Origin of the sequence: Cyclobacterium xiamenense, assembly GCF_009467825.1 — a bacterium.
In the GTDB taxonomy this organism is placed as follows: Bacteria; Bacteroidota; Bacteroidia; order Cytophagales; family Cyclobacteriaceae; genus Cyclobacterium; species Cyclobacterium xiamenense.
The window spans coordinates 129,797-147,642 of record NZ_WIOK01000015.1 but is presented as its reverse complement, the minus strand read 5'-3'; the positions used below and the strand labels follow the sequence as shown (position 1 = coordinate 147,642).

At 47.7% G+C, this 17,846-nt stretch carries 19 protein-coding genes; 7 read left to right on the top strand and 12 right to left on the bottom strand.

The annotated features are described in order from the left end of the window. The first annotated feature begins 164 nt into the window (after positions 1-164). Positions 165-1,565 carry an MltF family protein gene (locus GCU44_RS13125; protein ID WP_154856800.1) on the top strand — a complete coding sequence of 467 codons (1,401 nt, stop codon included), beginning with the start codon at positions 165-167 and terminating at the stop codon, positions 1,563-1,565. Here GCU44_RS13125 and crtD read toward each other — a convergent pair. Both crtD and GCU44_RS13115 read right to left on the bottom strand, forming a co-directional pair. Next, complete coding sequence (gene crtD, locus GCU44_RS13120; protein WP_154856799.1) at positions 1,562-3,028, bottom strand: 1-hydroxycarotenoid 3,4-desaturase CrtD; 1,467 nt, start codon at positions 3,026-3,028, stop codon at positions 1,562-1,564. The genes GCU44_RS13125 and crtD overlap by 4 nt on opposite strands. 179 nt (positions 3,029-3,207) lie before the next feature. Further along, positions 3,208-3,858 (bottom strand): DsbA family oxidoreductase, encoded by a 651-nt coding sequence (locus GCU44_RS13115; RefSeq protein ID WP_092171590.1) that lies wholly within the window; start codon positions 3,856-3,858, stop codon positions 3,208-3,210. A gap of 255 nt (positions 3,859-4,113) precedes the next feature. On the opposite strand from GCU44_RS13115, the gene GCU44_RS13110 reads away from it, so the two are divergent. The 3 genes from GCU44_RS13110 to GCU44_RS13100 are packed head-to-tail and all read left to right on the top strand — an operon-like array spanning position 4,114 to position 5,568. Continuing rightward, positions 4,114-4,455: a phage holin family protein gene (locus GCU44_RS13110; protein WP_092171592.1), complete on the top strand. Its 342-nt coding sequence runs from the start codon at positions 4,114-4,116 to the stop codon at positions 4,453-4,455. Positions 4,456-4,457: 2 nt separating this feature from the next. After that, positions 4,458-4,805: a hypothetical protein gene (locus tag GCU44_RS13105; RefSeq protein ID WP_154856798.1), complete on the top strand. Its 348-nt coding sequence runs from the start codon at positions 4,458-4,460 to the stop codon at positions 4,803-4,805. Further along, positions 4,789-5,568: a phosphoglycerol geranylgeranyltransferase gene (locus GCU44_RS13100; protein ID WP_154856797.1), complete on the top strand. Its 780-nt coding sequence runs from the start codon at positions 4,789-4,791 to the stop codon at positions 5,566-5,568. The genes GCU44_RS13105 and GCU44_RS13100 overlap by 17 nt, the downstream gene beginning before the upstream one ends. On the opposite strand, the gene GCU44_RS13095 is transcribed toward GCU44_RS13100, so the two are convergent. The 5 genes from GCU44_RS13095 to panC all read right to left on the bottom strand — a co-directional run bounded on the left by GCU44_RS13095 (position 5,551) and on the right by panC (position 10,139). Continuing rightward, on the bottom strand, positions 5,551-6,480 hold the full coding sequence (locus tag GCU44_RS13095; protein WP_092171600.1) for a helix-turn-helix domain-containing protein: 930 nt from the start codon (positions 6,478-6,480) through the stop codon (positions 5,551-5,553). The genes GCU44_RS13100 and GCU44_RS13095 overlap by 18 nt on opposite strands. Positions 6,481-7,201: 721 nt before the next feature. After that, positions 7,202-7,894, bottom strand: a complete 693-nt coding sequence (locus GCU44_RS13090) for a zinc metallopeptidase (RefSeq protein ID WP_092171603.1) — start codon at positions 7,892-7,894, stop codon at positions 7,202-7,204. Positions 7,895-7,918: 24 nt separating this feature from the next. Further along, positions 7,919-8,929: a lysylphosphatidylglycerol synthase transmembrane domain-containing protein gene (locus GCU44_RS13085; RefSeq protein ID WP_154856796.1), complete on the bottom strand. Its 1,011-nt coding sequence runs from the start codon at positions 8,927-8,929 to the stop codon at positions 7,919-7,921. After that, positions 8,926-9,273: an aspartate 1-decarboxylase gene (gene panD / locus GCU44_RS13080; RefSeq protein ID WP_154856795.1), complete on the bottom strand. Its 348-nt coding sequence runs from the start codon at positions 9,271-9,273 to the stop codon at positions 8,926-8,928. The genes GCU44_RS13085 and panD overlap by 4 nt, the downstream gene beginning before the upstream one ends. 8 nt (positions 9,274-9,281) lie before the next feature. Then, a complete protein-coding gene (gene panC, locus GCU44_RS13075; RefSeq protein WP_154856794.1) occupies positions 9,282-10,139 on the bottom strand; it encodes a pantoate--beta-alanine ligase in 858 nt (285 codons plus the stop codon). Positions 10,140-10,267: 128 nt separating this feature from the next. Between panC and GCU44_RS13070 the strand changes: the two genes are divergently transcribed. Next, on the top strand, positions 10,268-11,080 hold the full coding sequence (locus GCU44_RS13070; RefSeq protein WP_092171612.1) for a glycogen/starch synthase: 813 nt from the start codon (positions 10,268-10,270) through the stop codon (positions 11,078-11,080). A 73-nt stretch (positions 11,081-11,153) separates the two neighbouring features. Further along, entirely contained in the window at positions 11,154-12,422 is a 1,269-nt protein-coding gene (locus GCU44_RS13065) for a DUF4270 family protein (protein ID WP_241684943.1), read from the top strand. Between the two features lie 16 nt (positions 12,423-12,438). On the opposite strand, the gene prmA is transcribed toward GCU44_RS13065, so the two are convergent. Together prmA and tpiA are read right to left on the bottom strand one after the other, a co-directional pair. Further along, entirely contained in the window at positions 12,439-13,275 is an 837-nt protein-coding gene (gene prmA, locus GCU44_RS13060; RefSeq protein WP_154856793.1) for a 50S ribosomal protein L11 methyltransferase, read from the bottom strand. Positions 13,276-13,357: 82 nt separating this feature from the next. Beyond that, the gene (gene tpiA, locus GCU44_RS13055; RefSeq protein ID WP_154856792.1) at positions 13,358-14,119 is read right to left on the bottom strand and encodes a triose-phosphate isomerase; all 762 of its coding nucleotides are present in this window, start codon (positions 14,117-14,119) and stop codon (positions 13,358-13,360) included. Between the two features lie 73 nt (positions 14,120-14,192). Between tpiA and GCU44_RS13050 the strand changes: the two genes are divergently transcribed. Then, entirely contained in the window at positions 14,193-14,708 is a 516-nt protein-coding gene (locus GCU44_RS13050; RefSeq protein ID WP_154856791.1) for a regulatory protein RecX, read from the top strand. Here the strand turns inward: GCU44_RS13050 and GCU44_RS13045 are convergent. From GCU44_RS13045 to uvrB, 3 genes are read right to left on the bottom strand one after another with little or no spacing between them, the layout of a single operon-like run. Beyond that, the gene (locus GCU44_RS13045) at positions 14,689-15,333 is read right to left on the bottom strand and encodes an AlbA family DNA-binding domain-containing protein (RefSeq protein WP_092171623.1); all 645 of its coding nucleotides are present in this window, start codon (positions 15,331-15,333) and stop codon (positions 14,689-14,691) included. The genes GCU44_RS13050 and GCU44_RS13045 overlap by 20 nt on opposite strands. 5 nt (positions 15,334-15,338) lie before the next feature. After that, positions 15,339-15,779 (bottom strand): hypothetical protein, encoded by a 441-nt coding sequence (locus tag GCU44_RS13040; RefSeq protein WP_154856790.1) that lies wholly within the window; start codon positions 15,777-15,779, stop codon positions 15,339-15,341. Further along, entirely contained in the window at positions 15,776-17,815 is a 2,040-nt protein-coding gene (uvrB, locus tag GCU44_RS13035) for an excinuclease ABC subunit UvrB (RefSeq protein ID WP_154856789.1), read from the bottom strand. Before uvrB ends, GCU44_RS13040 begins: the two co-directional genes overlap by 4 nt. Between the last annotated feature and the right edge of the window lie 31 nt (positions 17,816-17,846).

The following is a 17,846-nucleotide window of genomic DNA, read 5'->3' as shown; positions in this document are numbered from 1 at the left end:
TTTATCAGTGCCACCAAATAGTGGAGATTCAAACTTTTCCGAATATTCGGGAAAAATAGCCGCATAAAAAAGGCTGCCCTTTTCGGACAGCCTCTTTTTTTGGTTTATTGGGCATAAAAAACTATTATTGACTGTACCAAAGTCCTCTCGGGACCAGCTTTTGTATGGTAGATACCAGGTTTGTTTTTGTTTTCGTCGTCAGCGTGCTGTTTGGAATGCAGACGTGCGCCCCACCCGAGGCCTCGGAACCTGAACCTGAATTTTGGGAAAATCCTGCAGAAATTGACTATGATGCCATAAAAAAGAGAGGCTATCTACGGGCGATTGTGGATAATTCCTCAACCAGTTACTATATCTACCGGGGAAGAACCATGGGGTACGAGTTTGAATTGCTTCGCAATCTGGCCAATCAACTTGGCGTGGGTCTGCGGTTAATCGTCAGGCACGACCTGGAAGACGCTTTTCGGCTGTTGAACAAGGGAAGTGCAGATATCGTCGCCATCAATTTTGAAGTAAACGAGGAGCGAAAAAAATACGCATCGTTTACCGATCCCGTGGGGCAGATGAAAACGGTGCTGGTGCAGCGGAAAGATCAGACGCACCTGGATAGCATTCCGCAGTTACGCCAAAAAAAGATATCTATCAAGCGAGGGACGGTCTATCAGAAGCGGTTACAGTCCCTGAGCGATTCTCTGGAGCTGAACATCGCCCTACAGGAGGAGAACACCAGCCTGGAGGACCTGATTACGCAGGTAGTACGGGAAGAAATTGACTATACCATGGTAGACGACGATATCGCATTGGTAAACGCTACCTATTACGATAACCTGGACGTCAGCCTCGTGCTGAGCCCGGCCAATCCTGTTTCCTGGGCGGTTAGAAAAAATGCACCCGACTTGCTGCAAAGCATCAATGAATGGCTTTCCCGGATAAAAAAGACCGGATACCAGGCGATTTTGTTTAACAAATATTTTGAAAACAAGAAAAACAGCTATTACCGGACTTCTTCGGCTTTCTCATCTGTTTCCGGAGGTCGGATATCCAACTATGACGAAATTATCAAGTCCGGGGCCGATCAATTGGGCTGGGACTGGCGCTTATTGGCAGCATTGGTTTACAAAGAAAGCCGGTTCAACCATAATGCGGTTTCTTACGCCGGCGCTGTGGGTTTGTTGCAACTCATGCCGGTGACCCTACAGCGGTTTGGGGTAACGGACCCCAACAATCCAAACGAAAGTTTGCGGGGAGGGGTCAATTACCTGAGGTACCTGGATGGCTTTTGGATGGAGCGGGTGCCTGACAATACGCAGCGAATTAAGTTTATATTGGCTTCATATAACGTGGGGCATGGACACGTACAGGATGCCTGGCGACTGGCCTACAAATACGGGAAAGACACCCGACGCTGGGAAAACGTGGCTTACTACCTGGAAAAAAAATCACAGCCCGAAATATACCGGGATCCCTGGGTGAAAAGTGGCTACGCCAAAGGGCACGTGACCGTACGCTACGTGCGGGAAGTGTATGGATTGTACGAATCCTATAAGGTATTGGTAGACTTTTAGGGTTCAGGTATCATCTCTGCGGTAATTTTTGCCGAAAGCAAACACAAGGGGATTCCCCCACCGGGATGCACACTTCCTCCGCAAAAATACAGGCCGCCTATCGAAGAGAAGTTTGCATGCCGCAAAAACGCTGCGTACCGATTGTTCGAACTGTTTCCGTAAAGTGCTCCGTTTGCTGAAGACGTTTTTGATTCGATCGTAAGCGGCTCCAGGACTTCTTCCACAGCTATCAATGGGGCGATATCGGTTCCCAGGATTCGGTTGATTTTCGCGATGATCGCTGCCCGTGCCTCGGTTTTAAGGGCTTCCCAATCCTGCCCCTGATTGTTTGGGACATTGATCATCGTAAACCAATTCATGCAATTATCCGGTGCGTCGTCTTTTTCATAGACGGAGGTGATGTTGATGTAGACCGTGGGGTCCGAATAAATGGTTTTCTTCGAAAAAATATGCTCAAATTCTTTTGCATAATTATCGCTAAATAGAATATTGTGAAGGTCTAGCTCTGAAAATTCTTTTCGTATCCCCCAGTAAAAAATCAGGGCCGAACTGGATTTGGGTTGTTGCAGCAGTCTTTTTGGCTGTCGTTGGTCTTTTAGGAGCGTTTTATAGGCATTGACCATGTCCATATTATTGACCACTAAATCGGCTGCTTGTACCGCTCCTTGCACCAGGATGCCTTTGGCTCGATTGTTTTCAACGAGGATTCGCTCCACTTTTTGGTTAAAATGGAACTGTACTCCCAAATCCCGGGCCAGGGCATATAGGCTTAGGGTGATGGCATGCATGCCGTTTTCCGGGAAATAAGCCCCTCTGTTAAATTCGAGATGAGGGATGATCGTTAAGGTAGCCGGAGTTTGATAGGGGTTTGAACCGTTATAGGTGGCATACCGATTAAATAACTGAACCAATTTGGGATGGTTAAATTGCTCGCTATTGGACCGATGCATGGTTTGAAACAAGCCAAATTTCCCCATCCGCAGGTAAGCTTTCAGGGCGTTTTTGTTAAACCAGGTGCTGCCCTGATGCAGGGAACGGTGCATAAAAAGTGGGGAAAGGTACCGGTAAATAAAGGAGGAACGGTCCAACGCTCGTTGGATGTTTTTAGGGTTTTCGCCGAGTTTGGCATGGACCTCCTCCATAAACTTATCAATATCGGCATAGGCGGTTATCCGGGTCCCGTCTTCCCAAAAGTACTGGCAATTGACAGGTAGCTTCCGGTACTGGAAATACTCCCTTGGGTTTTTTCCCGAGAGCACAAACAATTCATCCACCTGCTCCGGCAAAGTAAATAAGGAAGGACCCGCATCAAATCGGTATCCCTCCAGATTGATTTCTGAGAGTTTGCCACCCGGGTACGCATTCGCCTCAAATACCTGAACCTGATACCCTTTGTTTGCCAGTCGAATGCTGGCTGCCAGTCCGGCAATGCCCGACCCGATAACGATCGCCTGATTATTCATGAAAGTAAAACTAAATGAAATCCGAAGAGTTTACACAAAGCCGTTTCTCTTTTTTAGACCGGGAATCAAAAGGCGTTTTCCAATTTGAGCAGACCGCCGGTTTGGGTTGGTGAAAAAAGGATTCCGGCCCCGCTTTGAAACCCTTTCGTCAACTCTTTGTATACTACCAATAGAAGCAATCAGGACTTAATGGACTTCCCGGTTTCATCGGCGAACGCCTGGGCCAATGTTTCTGAAAACAAGGCCACATTCTGGGCACCGCTGATCGCACTTTTTCTATTGAACACAAAGAAGGGTACCCCTTTTATTCCTAATTGGCGGGCTTCCAAAACATCCGCACGGACATCCAGCGCATAATCATCGCTCTCCAGCACCTGTTGCACTTGAGTCAGTCCAATTTCCTCAGCCAGTGCCAGTAGGGTATCTGTGTCATCGATGTTTTTCCCTTCGGTAAAATAGGCTTTCAGGAGCCGCTCTTTTGTCTCGGACTGCAATCCCAGACTTTTTGCATGGTGTAGTAGCCGATGAGCCCGAAAAGTATTGGCCACAACCGCACGGTCCAGGTTGTAGGTTAACCCCATTGCATTGGCCTGCTCCGTCACGTAGGCGTTCATCTCCTGGGCTTGTTCCAGGCTGATTCCTTTTTCTCTGGCTAGAAATGCGTTGATGGAAAGCCCCGGTTGGGTAGGTACATCTGGCATTAGTTGAAAGCTTTTGTAGGTGATGGAAACAGCGTCTTCGGCGGGGAACGCCTCCAGTGCTTTTTCTAATTTACGCTTGCCCAAATAACAAAAGGGACAGACGATGTCACTCCATATTTCTATAATCATAGCTGAAACGGTATCGATTTTTTTATTGTGCGGCTGGTTTTACTGTAAACCCAGACCAGATAACAACCGGTTTTCCGGAAGAGTTCTAACGGTTAGGTACCGCATTAAACAGGACTTTCTTGCTTGTGGGCGGGTTTCGTATGGGATTGCCTGGAAGGGTTGCAAAAAGACGGGGCTAAGTTCCTTTGAGCAAGGTTTTTGTTGGAAAAAGTAGTAACTTGATTTGTTTATGCGAACCTTTACACGAAAATCAACATGACGGAAATCATTTCTACCTTAAAGAAATTAATCGAAGTACGGTTCAAACTTCTAAAATCTGAGATTGCGGATGAGATAAGTAGTTTGATTGCAAGATTAGGGGTGTTGGTGCTAATGGTATTGACGGCCTCCTTTATTTTACTCTTCGGAAGTATCTCCCTGGCCTTTTATTTCAGTGAAGTATACGGAAGTAGTTCGGTAGGTTTTTTGCTGTTAACAGGAATCTATTTGCTGCTGTTTTTTCTTTTATACCTGTTGAAAAACACCGCTTCTTTTCAGCGGATGTTAAAAAATACACTTTCGAGGTATGTTTTTTTATTCAAGGATAAAAAAGACTGAAGATGGACCAGGAATTAAAACGGCAGGCAGAAGAATTGGAACAGACCCTTCAAAAGCAGATGGAGCTTTTCAAAGAGGATTCCCAGGTATACTTGAAGGTGGGGGGGATCGCCTTATTGGGCGGGCTTCTGGCGGTAGGCTCCATGCGCCTGCTATCGGGCAAAAGCAACAAGGAAGCTAAAAATGATAAGCAAGGAAAAAAGAAGGGGAAAAAGAAAAAGGGCTATTCCTTTTTTCGTACCATTCGTAACCGATTGCTGTGGATGGCCTTCGACTATGGCAAAGCCCGACTCGTGGAAAAGTTGGTAGCAAATGTAGCGAAAGCGGAGACGGATGAATCGAACGACTAAGCTGAAAGAATTGCTTTATCGCAATAGCCGGGAAGGTAGAAAAAGTCTTGCCTTGCTGGTCGACCCGGAAAAGACGAAAGGGCAGCAGGCCTGGCAAGAATTGGCCGATCGTTGCGTCGATTTTCCACTCGATTATTTTTTTGTTGGGGGTAGTTTGGTCAATCCGGAAGACTTTTTGACCTCCATCCGTGAACTTAAACGAATTTCCCAAAACCGGATCCCCGTAGTCCTATTTCCCGGCAGCGTCATGCAGGTTTCCAGAGAAGCCGATGCTATCTTGTTTTTATCGCTTATCTCTGGGAGAAATTCGGAGTGGCTGATCGGGCAGCAAGTATTGGCCGCTCCTACCCTCGCCGAATCCGATTTGGAAATTCTGTCCACCGGGTATATGTTGGTCAATGGAGAGCGATCCACCAGCGTGGAATACATCAGCCAAACGATTCCGCTTCCCCGGGATAAACCGGATTTGGCAGTAGCCACTGCGCTGGCCGGAAAGTTTCTCGGGATGTCGTTGTTTTACCTGGATGCCGGCAGCGGAGCACAACTTCCGGTTCCGGAGCAGATGATTAGGGCGGTGCGTACAGCAGTAGGGAGTCCGCTTATTGTTGGAGGGGGTATTGATTCGGTTTTCCGGGCGAAGCAGGCCTGGGATGCGGGCGCGGATTTGGTAGTTATCGGAAACGGGGCAGAAAAAAACCCCGGCCTGATAGCCGAGGTATATCAATTTTTGCAGTGTTACAATGCCTCATTGAACGTTAATTAAGGACTCTCTTCGGCGCATTTTGCCAGCAGGTAGCCCATACATCATTTTAAATCTGCGGCAGAAATAGGCGGTATCTTTGTAGCCCACTTCTTTCCCGATGTCCCGGATGCTTTTCTTGGTGGTTCGAAGCAATTCGACTGCTGCCTCCATGCGTTGGTATTCGATGTAATCCTGGGGGTTGATTCCGGTAAGCATTTTGAAGTACTGTCCCACATAGTCCTCGGATACGTTGGCAACTTTCGCCAGGACTTTGTTCGACAAATCACCACCGATGTTCTTTTTGATGTAATTGAACATGTCGATGAGTCGCGGATCTTTAAAATAAGTGCTGTTGGTGGAAAGTTCTTCCACGAAAAGCCTGTTTTTCAAAATATGTCGCACCAATTCTACGACCAAAAGCTCGGTGTACAGTTTGATGACACGTTCCTTACCGGGCGTGCTCTGTTCGGATTCCTTCACAACATCCTCCAGAATTGAGGCTATTCGGTCATTAAAGCGAATGACGAATGCAGGTATCCCGAGCGAGTTAAAGAAATTTACCACATCAAAGACTTTGGCTTCAAAAGTAATGGAGGTGATGCAATCGTCCTCCAGGTTTTTAATGTCTTTGAAGCTAATGGTCTGCAGGTATTTTTTCTTATTTTCCAGAAAGGTTTCGTTTGTAGTTTCGTTTCGTTTGGTCACGGTGCCAAACGAAACCCTGGTAGATCTTCCGGCCGGTATAAAAAGTATTTCTCCCTCATTTACAGATTCTTGCTCGTCCCCAAAATTGAGCGAACCCCTGTGTAGAAGGATCGCTGTGTTTTCAGAATCTGTATAGTCGGTGATGGTTACGGGCCGCTCTATTTTGAAGTTGTTTCCTTTAACGTACCTCACCCCAACCGACTCAATCACCTTATTGTAATATTCCATGATCAGTGCCTTTAGGTTTATTTTTGTAAAAGTATATTTTTTTTCTGATTTGTTAGGACAATTATAGATAAAAAATTAGAATAAACTAAATTCCGATATGAAAATTAATATATATTTTTAAATATCCACAGCTTATACAATTAGCTTAAACGTTTGCTGGATATAACTATTTTTTGAATTTTATCCGTTCTTCCATGGGTAGGTTTACAGCTAGCTTGGTGCGTTGGTCCGAACACCGATTCCTGCCCTACCAATCGCCACTGGGCGGTTAGGCGGAGGAGATATTGCAAGGTGTACTACCCAACCGACCTGCCGGAGTAGGTCGGCACAAATCTCAGGTTTTACGGGTTATTTCGGGCCAATGCAGCTGGAGAAAAGGGTAAAATGGGGGCCCTTCGCCCTATCCCCAACCCCAAAGCCAGGAGATCTGTCCATGATTAAGCCAGGGAAAGGAAAGGTTGGAAAACGGAAGCAAGCGGAAACGAAAGGCCCGCTATGCTAAAGAAGACCTTCCGTCTTGGCTACAAAAAGCACAGACACATGCACCCAACTGACGTTGTTCTGCCTGGTAACGTCCTCCCGATTTGGGCGTCTTGGCAGGTTAAAACCAGCCCCGCAGCAAGAATGCCCCGTCGGGAAAACGACGCGAAATTTTTATGAGGGAATAAAAAAAGGGCAACTAATGCCCCTTTGTGCGTTCAAGGATTTTGTGATCATCTGATTAGTCCCTGTTTCCAAAGAAGATGAAGAAATAATAAGCCAATGTGGCCAAAGAGGCAAGCGCAGCGACCACATAGGTCATGGCTGCCCATTTCAATGCGTCTTTTGACATACCATACTCTTGGGGCGTCACGATGTTTCGCTCCTGTACCCAGGCTAGTGCCCGCCTGCTGGCGTCAAACTCTACCGGAAGTGTGACCACACTGAACAAGGTCAGTACACTGTATGCCCCCACAATGACGACACCTACCGCCTCGTAGGGAAGCCCAAGCAAGGCTATACCTCCAAAAAGGGAAGCGATCAAGACAAAATTCAGTATTTTGCCACTTACATTTTGGATAGGAACCAGCGTCGAACGCAACTGTAGCCAGGCGTAAGACTGCGCGTGTTGGACGGCGTGGCCGCATTCGTGTGCAGCCACGGCTGTCGCCGCTGCATTCCTCCCATAATACACATCCGGGCTCAGGTTTACCGTTTTATCCATCGGGTTGTAATGGTCGGATAACTGACCTTCTACACAATTTACCCGTACATGGTGGATATTATGATCGGCGAGCATCAACTCTGCGATCTCTTTGCCGGAGAGATTGGCTCGTAGAGAAGTCTGCGAATACTTCCTGAATTTACTTTTGAGTCTGTTGCTGACAACATACCCCAAAATTCCGAAAACCACTACAATTAATATAATTCCCATTGCTATAGTTGATTGTTATTTTTGCTAATTAACGTTTTCCTTTTGCTGAAGGTTGCTTTTTTTCATGATCAGAAAATAGAGCAATCCTATGCCTCCCAGAACCAGGATGGTGAGCATCTGCGAGGCATGCACCACCATCGCAAAAATCTTGCCCTGCTCTTCTGCGATCCCGTAAAACAACAGGATAAACGCAACCAAGGCGTGGAAGGTGCCGATACCTCCCTGTACGGGTGCTACCATGCCTATGCTTCCCATAACGAGCACCATCAATACCGAACCAGCTGATAATGAGCTAGTAGCTGGCATGGCGCGCGCAATCCAATACATCATAAAAAAATAAATAATCCATATCAGCAGAGAAACTGCCCAAAATGCCGATTGGTTTTTCATTTGCACCACGGTTTCGAGACCACTGACAAATTGGCGGGAAATCTGCCGGATTTTCCCCATCCACTGCCGATTTTTCAGGTTTCTGTAGGCAACGTACAGCAGAAAGACCAGTCCGGTTGCCAGCACGAGGCCCAGAATAAAGTAACGTTGAACGAATTGATTCAGGGCAGGCAGGGAAACCAGCATCTCGAAGATTTCCGAAAAGATCGCCCCCTGAGATACCAGGGCCAATGTAACCAGGAGAAGCATAAATGCCATGTCAATGGTTCGTTCGAGTACCACGGTTCCCAACAGTTTCGCAGTAGGAACGGGATACACACGGTTTACAGCACCGCATCGAGCCAGCTCTCCAGCCCTTGGAATCAGTAAGTTGATTAGGTAGCCCACCATGAGCGCCCAAAATACGGGAGCGGTGGTAATCGAAAAGTTTTCGTTGGTCGCAATCAAGAGCTTCCAACGCCAAGCCCGAAGGAGGTAGCCGACTATTCCGATCGATACCGAAGCGGTCAGCCAAAATAGCCCGGTGTCTTTGAGCGCCGTAACAATGGCGTCTTTCTCGATATCCTTGTAAAGAAAGTAGAGAATACCGACGGCTACTAGCAAGGATAGTCCTACCTGAAATCCCCTTTTCAACGATTTGCTCAAATCAGCCGGTTTTGTTCATCAGGAAAAATAACGATCGGTTTGAATGCCTTGGCTTCTATTGCATCCATGCTGGCATAGGAGATGATGATGATTACGTCTCCTACCTGCGCTTTTCGGGCCGCAGGGCCATTCAGGCAGACCTGTCCGCTGCCCCGTTCTCCCGTGATCACGTAGGTTTCGAGGCGTTCTCCATTGTTGATATTGACAATCTGTACTTTCTCGTTGGGAATGATATTGGCAGCATCCATCAGGTCCTCGTCGATGGTAATGCTGCCCACATAATGGAGCTCCGCCTGCGTGATTTTAACCCGGTGGATTTTTGACTTTAATAGTTGGATGTGCATGACAATGGTTAATTCTGCTCCTCGCCGATGACAATGTTGTCAATTAATCGGATCTTTTCAATAAACGCGGCAATACATAAGGCGTAGGGTACTCCTGACATGGGCCTGGAAATAAGTGAGAAACGGTTTAGTTCCACCATTTCCAGGTACTCTGGCTCGATGGAAGCAGGTCGTAGCTTCTGATTAATAGCCTGTTTTTTTATGGATAACCAATCGCCGCCCTTCAATAGTTCATCCTGGCAAAAAAGTAAGGTTTGGTGCAACAGGGATGCGGTATCTCCTCCCTCTTTCGAAAGGCGGCGGTTGCGGGAGGAAAGGGCCAGCCCGTTTGCTTCCCGTACCGTCGGGACGGTAACCACCCTGGTATCGAAGGAAAGGTCCCGGACCAGCCGCCGTATTACCGTGACCTGTTGCAGGTCCTTTTGTCCAAAAAACGCGTCATCCGGCTGAATGATGTGAAGCAGCTTGGATACGACGATACCTACGCCGTTGAAGTGTCCGGGTCGGAATTGTCCTTCCAAAATCTGCTCCATGGGACCGAAATCAAATTCGGTAACGACGGCTTCCGGGTACATTTCGCGTTCATCCGGAATAAAAACAATATCCACGGCTTCACGGGCGAGCAACTCCAGGTCTTGGACTACATCACGGGGGTAATTTTCCAGGTCTTCCGGACTGTTGAATTGAATGGGGTTGACAAACAAGGAGACAACTGTCGTGTCGGTGCTGTTTTTCGATTGGCGGATCAGTTCCACATGGCCCTGGTGAAGTGCGCCCATGGTAGGGACCAGCCCGATGGATTTGCCCCGTCTACGTTCCTCTTTCAAATAATGCCTTACAGCAGGTATGGTCTCAAATTTTTCCAAGTGCTTCGTTGGGATGGTTTAGGAAAATAGGTGCAAAAGTATATTATTCTGAAGAAAAACAATGGGAATTCCTGTATTTTTTTGTAAATTTGTAGTCCCGTTATATCCCTTAACAAAACACACAAGTTATGTCTAAACTTCGTATCCTTTACGTAGCAAGCGAAATCAATCCCTTTCTCCAGACCTCAGAAGTAGCCAATTTCGTTCGGGCGCTGCCTCAGGCCATGCAGGAGAAAGGAATGGAAATCCGGATTTTAGTACCCAGGTTTGGATTAATTAACGAGAGAAAGAATAGATTGCATGAGGTAGTTCGGCTTTCCGGAATCAACATTTCTGTAGGGGAGGAAGAAAAGCCCCTGATAATCAAGGTGGCTTCTATCCCAAACGCAAAGCTTCAAGTTTATTTCATTGACAACGAAGACTATTTTCAACGAAAAAGCGTTTTCTTTGATAAGCAGGACAAGTTCTACGAGGACAATGACGAAAGGGCGATTTTCTTCTGCAAAGGTGTGCTGGAAACCGTCAAGAAATTGGGATGGGCCCCGGACGTGGTGCATTGCAACGATTGGATGACTAGCTTGATACCCTTGTACCTGAAAACCACGTATAAGAACGAGCCCCTGTTTAAAGAAACAAAATCCGTGTTTGCCATTTATAATAACGGATTTAGTCATAAATTTGGGGACGATTTATTTGAAAAAATTAAGATGGTGGATATCGACGATCAGTTGCTCGCTCCATTGAAATCCAAAGATTACGAAGGATTTCTGAAATTGGGCATGGAGTATGCAGACGTTGTAGTTAAGGGTGAGGATATTTCCGAAAGCCTTACCGCCATGATACAGGAATCATCAAAAGACAAGCAGTTTGAAATTAATAGTGAAGAAGAAGACCAGCTTTTTGAAAGTTATTACAACATCTACACGGACCTGGCTGGCTAACGTCCCTGTATTTTTGTTTGCCGTTCTTAGTTTCGCAAGTGCTTGTTCCGACCCATCCGAGATCGGGTTGGTCTTGGACCCAGGTTCAAACCAGATAGGGGTATTCTACGAAGAGATACCCCTATCTTCGTATATGGTGCTTGCCGATTCCTTCAATACTACCAGCGAGGGAAGGCTTTTGGTCGGAGGTGATCAGAGCGACTACTTCGGTTCGACCCAAGCCATTGGGTACAGCCGACTTTCCTTTAACCCAACCGGTGTCCCCCCCCAGGAAGATGCGATATTTGATTCGGCAGTGTTCACAATGAATGTGATCAACGTTATAGGAGAAGATTTTGATCAGGAAAAATCCTTCCGGGTACATCGGCTCACCGAACCCATTTTGGATACCGCCTATTACAATTTCAACCACCTCGCCTTTGACGAGGAGGAAGTGATTGCTTCCGGCTCGTTCCTGCTTCAGCCAGACACGGTAAACCAGCTGCGCATGGATGTCGCGCCCGAGCTTTCGTCGGAGTTTTTTGAAAAACTCACCACGAATGATCCGGCTTTCGACGATATTTTTGCATTTCGGGAGTACTTTCCAGGAATAGCGGTTACCGGTGATCCGGAGCAAAACGCCTCGCTTTCCGTAGGTGTGGGAAGCGGGACGGGATTCATCCTGTATTATCATTACGAGGGCGATACGGTGTCGTTGACCTACCCCATCAATACCATCCAATCCAGGCATTTTAATGGAATCATCAGCGACCGCCAAAATACGCCCATTGCGGATATTCAGGAAAGGGGAGTTGCCTACGATGTGCCGGGACCCCTGCTGGGCGGAAAATCCGGCCTGGGATTGATGGTGAAGTTAGACATGAACCCCCTGCATGAGTTTTTGGACACCCTGGAAAACATCACCTTTAACCAGATCATGCTCGAAGTAGGTCCCGTTGAAGAATATCCCGAATTCATGCGGCCTTTCAGTACGTTTGTCATGTATTTTGCCACCGAAAACAATACGATTTACCGGAGGTTTGACGGAGCAGAAGTAGCGGTGCAAGCAGAAGGACAGGGGCACACGGGCCTGGATGCGGAAGGTAACGTGGTCCCCACCACCAATAACCAAACCGGATTGGCTTTCAATACGGAAAACAGAAGTTACGCCAACCAGGTTACTTCCTATGTGAATGCCCTGTACCGCTCGGGTCTGGTACGCACGGATCTATTTTTGTACCCAAATACGCCCAGTACAGAGCGGGGACCGGTAAACTTCGATTCATTCAAACGGTCGCTTCGGGAATACCGGGTAAACAAGGATGCGATCAAACTAAAAGTCTATTACACCCGGGTGCGGTAATGTGCTGAAATTCCCCTCACCGGATTTTGGTAAACAGCAGTGCCGCCCATTGGCTACGGGTCTTTTGACCAGCTGGATGGAGTCCGTGTTTGCCGGCTTCAGCGCGTATTTCATCCCCGTCCTCCTCATAAAACCCACTCAGTAGTAGGCTTCCCCCGACCGATAGCTTCCCTGCGTAGGTACGCATCTCTTCGAGTAGTACGTTTTTATTGATGTTAGCCAGGATTAGGTCGTAGGTTCCGGTAGGCTTTACCGATTGGATGGTGCCGGTCTGCATGCGCAGTTCGGAGAATCCGTTTAGGTCAAAGTTTTCGTTGCCATTTTCTACGCTCCACTCGTCGATATCAAAAGCGACGATTTCCGCTGCGCCCCGCTTTTTTGCCATAATTGCTAAAATACCTGTTCCTGAGCCTGCATCGACGACATTTTTACCAGCTAGTTCCAGTTCGAGGAGCCATTCTAACATCAGATAGGTAGTCGCATGGTGTCCGGTACCGAAGGACATTTTGGGAGTGATGATGATCTCGTGATCGAAATCGGCTGCCCTTCCTGGGTGAAAAGTGGCCCTGACGTAGACCTTATCTTGTAATTCAATTGGATCGTAATTTTTCTCCCAGGCTTCGTTCCAGTTGGTCTTGGGAAGGGTACTTTCCTGCACGATTAGTCCGGCAGCCACGCGGTACCGTAGGAGCAACGCTTCCCACAGTGCTGCATCCAGTGTATCGGGTAAAATGCAGGCTTCAAAACCCGTTTCCGTTTCCAAAAAGGAGTCAAAACCAATGCCAGCCATTTCGGCAATCAAAATATCGGTGTATTCCGGTGCACAGCTGATTGTAAAGGCCAGGTATTCCACGTCAAAGCGGGTTAGTTGAGGTATCGTATAAAAATAACCCGGGCAGTTACCGGCCCGGGTTCCGGATGCAGTCGCTAGCGAATCAGAATGATTTCACGATGTCGACGAAATCCCTGGATTTAAGCGAAGCACCGCCAATCAATCCTCCATCCACATCTGGCTTGGAGAAGATCTCTTTGGCATTGTCGGGCTTGCAGCTTCCTCCGTACAGAATGGAAATCTCATGGGCGACCGTTTCCCCGTATTTTCCGGCAAGGTGGTTTCGAATCGCTGCGTGCATTTCCTGTGCCTGATCGGCGGAGGCCGTCTTGCCCGTACCTATCGCCCAGATGGGTTCGTAAGCGATGACAATTTTTTTGAGTTCTTCTTCTGTAAAGCCAAAAAGACTGGCAGTGAGTTGGTCTTTCACATAGGCCTCGTGTGATCCGGATTCCCTAATTTCCAGGGGTTCGCCGCAGCAGAAAATGGGGTGCAGTCCATTGCTCAACGCTTGTTTGGTTTTTTCCGTCAATAACTCATTGGTTTCCTTGAAATATTCCCTGCGTTCGCTGTGACCGATAATGACATAGCTCGCACCGAAAGAAGCCAGCATGGCTGCGGAGATTTCGCCGGTATATGCTCCCGAGGCTTTGTCCGAACAATTTTGTCCCCCCAGAAACAGCTGATCCACACCAGCTAGCAATCTACCGACCGCCTGAAGGTGCACATAAGGCGGGTTCAGTACGACAGTCACCCCAGCGGTTGGTTCATCCTTGATCATATGTACAATCTCTGAAGTAAGTTTTTGCCCTTCCTCCAGCAGACAATTCATTTTCCAGTTACCTGCTACAATTTTTTTTCGCATGATATATTAGTTAAGATTTATATATTTGGTCAGGATTATCCCGTTGATAAACCAAAGTCTAAAATTACGTAAAATGTCAATTCCAGAAAAAGAAAATTCGGTTTCCGGCACAAAAAAGAAAGTGGGGTTTGCGCAAGCGCAAAAAAAAATCTCCTCTTTTTGTGCCTATCAGGAGCGCTGCCAGATGGAAGTGAGAAACAGGTTGGAGGAATGGGGGCTGGTACCTGCCGACGCCGATACGATTATTTCCAAATTGCTGGAGCAGGATTTCCTCAACGAGCAGCGATTTGCGGATAGTTTCGTCAGGGGCAAGTTTGGATTGAAAAAGTGGGGCAAGGTACGCATACGACAGGAATTAAAAATGCGGGAATTACCCAATTCGCTGATTCAGGAAGCGCTGGATGCCATTGACGGAGCGGATTACCAGGAAACGCTGCGCTTTTTGGCAGATAGAAAATGGAAGTTGACCCGAGAGCCCGATGTTTATAAAAAAAAGGCGAAGGTCACCCGTTTTCTCGTATTCAGGGGATTCGAACCTGATCTCATTCGCCAGGAGATCGAGTCCCTGGCTAATGAAAGGGATATTTAGGAACAAAACGATCCTCCGATTCTCTGGGGACTACTTCGATTACGTTGGCCAATACCAGCTTCACCAGTGTCCGAGAGGCAATGTAAATGGGGATTTTGGCCAGTTCCATGTATTCCTTTAGGGTGATGTGGGGACGTGAGGCGAGGGCCTTCATCAGAAGTTCCTCTTTTTTACCGTATTTAAAAACGATGTCTTCCTGTCGTTGCTTTCGTTTCATGATTTCCCACATTTCCCGGCTGGCCTGTATGCTTTTATCCGCCACCCGCACATAGGCTTTTTTTCGCTTGTTTTCCCAAATAAAATGAGGGGCAGCTTTGCTTTTTTTGATTTCGTATACCGCCAGCCCTTTTTTTGGACCGAGGGAGATCACGTGCTTTCTGAGCGGAATGGCGGGGGAAATCAACTCGGCGATGGCCTTGTCCATCGCGTATACTTCTTCCTCGATGTAGCGTTGCCCGCTTAGGGTGCCGTCGTCATCCACTCCAATCAGCAAATGGCCTCCTTCGGTATTGGCCAGGGCCACGATTTCTTTGACGATTTTTTCCGGGTGGGCTGCTTTTTTCTTAAACTCTACGTGCAGACCTTCTCCTTTTTGTGCGATTTTCCCAATATCCCGAAGTGTCATCTCCTTTAATTTATTAGTACGGCAATGGCTAGTCGAGCCCCCAATGCGCTTCCCTGTACGTAATAGTCCGCCATGGCCTCCAGACGGGTCCGGTAAGTAAGGTTATAGGTATACCCCAGGCCAATACCCAGGTCGGCTTGGTTGCCCACCAAGGCACGGGCCCGAACGAAGACCGGTTCAAGTGGGTACCAGCGGATTCCTGCCGTGATATGATTCGGTTGGTTGAGGTTGTATTCATACCCGCCAGAAAAGGACAATTGATGCAGGTAAAAATAATTTACTTCCGCACCAAATTGGGCCCGCTCCAGGACCTGATCCAAATCAGATCGAATTAAATCCAATCCACCGCTGATCAAAAAGCTCCCCGCGGCCTGCTGGGCCTGCAACGTGCCCGTACCCAGGTGTACCGTGAGCAGGAAAACCAGTATTGTACCTATTTTTTTCATTCTGCTCCTCCGTTTAGGGTTTCCAGCCGCTTTTGCAATCCCAACCACTCGTCTCGGAGGCGTGCTGCCTCCATGAAATTGAGTTCTTTTGCGGCGGCTTCCATTCGTTTCTGGGTTTGCTTGATGAGTTTTTCCAGCTTTTCCCTGCTTAAATACTGAATGACCGGATCCGCTGCCACGTCTACGTCTTCGGGATTGTTTTCTACATAGACTTTCGCATTTCGCTTGCTATCGGCGACCTTCGTTTGGCCCATGATGCGCTCCCGGGATTTGATGACCGTGGTCGGCGTGATTCCATGGGCTTCGTTGTATTCTTTCTGCTTTGCCCGCCTTCGGTTCGTTTCGTCCATGGCTGATTGCATACTCTCTGTGACCTTATCTGCGTACATGATCACCCGGCCTTCCGAATTCCTGGCTGCCCGCCCGATCGTTTGTACCAGACTCCGTTCGTTTCGTAAAAAACCTTCTTTGTCCGCATCCAGAATGGCTACCAGGGCAACTTCCGGCAAATCCAATCCTTCCCGCAACAGGTTTACCCCCACGAGTACGTCAAAAACACCCAGACGGAGCTCCCGAAGTATTTCCACCCGGTCCAGCGGTTTTACCTCCGAGTGGATGTACCGGGATTTCACCCCGATTTTAGCCAGGTATTTATCAAGTTCCTCCGCCATTCGTTTGGTAAGCGTGGTTACCAAAACCCGAAAACCCTTCCGAATGGTTTGATCAATTTCTTCCAACAGATCGTCGATTTGGTTTCCACTGGGCCGAACGTCGATTTCCGGATCCAAAAGCCCGGTGGGCCGGATGATTTGTTCCACCACCACGCCCTCGGATTTGGTCAATTCGTAATCGGCAGGGGTGGCGCTAACGTAAATCACCTGGTTGGTTAGGGATTCAAATTCATCGAATTTCAAAGGCCGGTTGTCCAGGGCGGAGGGCAGCCGAAAACCAAAATCGACCAGGTTAATTTTTCTGGAGCGATCCCCTCCCCACATGGCGCGTACCTGGGGTAGCGTGACGTGACTCTCATCGATTACCATCAAAAAATCATCCGGAAAATAATCCAACAAACAGAAGGGTCGGGTTCCGGGCTGACGACGGTCAAAGTACCGGGAGTAGTTTTCTACCCCCGAGCAATACCCGAGCTCCCGGATCATTTCCAGGTCAAATTCGGTCCGCTCTTTCAGGCGTTTTGCTTCCATGAGTTTCCGGTCTTGCTCAAAAAACCCAACCTGTGCAACCAGGTCGTCCTGTATTTCGTGAATCGCCGTCTCGATGACATCTCTTCCTGTTACGAATAGATTTGCTGGGAAGATCGTGATGACTTTTTCGTCCGAGAGTTTTTTCCCGCTTTCCGGGTCTACCCGCTGTATGGCCTCGATTTCATCCCCCCAAAAGAATATGCGGTAAGCAAAATCGCCGTATGCTACAAATATATCCACCGTATCCCCCTTTACCCGAAAAGTACCCCGGGTAAACTCCCCGGTAGTACGACTGTAAAGTACCTCCACCAGTTTGAAAAGAAATTGGTTTCGGGGGATCCGGTCTCCTTCCTGGAGTTTGATCACGTTTTTGCCAAACTCCTCGGGGTTTCCGATGCCATAAATGCAGGAAACAGAGGCCACTACGATTACGTCTCTTCTGCCTGAAAGAAGGGCTGAAGTTGCAGAAAGCCGTAATTTTTCGATCTCTTCGTTGATGGAGAGGTCCTTTTCTATATAGGTGCCGCTGGTAGGGATAAACGCTTCGGGTTGGTAGTAATCGTAATAGCTAATGAAATACTCTACGGCGTTGTTTGGGAAAAACTGTTTGAATTCACCGTAAAGCTGCGCCGCCAGCGTTTTGTTATGGCTCAACACCAGGGTCGGTTTTTGGACCTCCTGTATGACGTTGGCAATTGTAAAGGTTTTTCCGGAACCTGTTACTCCTAAAAGTACCTGCGCGGGCTCGCCTTCATTCACCCCGCTGACCAGGTTTTTGATGGCATTTGGTTGATCTCCGGTAGGTTGATAATCGGAAATTATATTAAAATCCATATAATTTTAATTTATTTCAATACAACGCCGG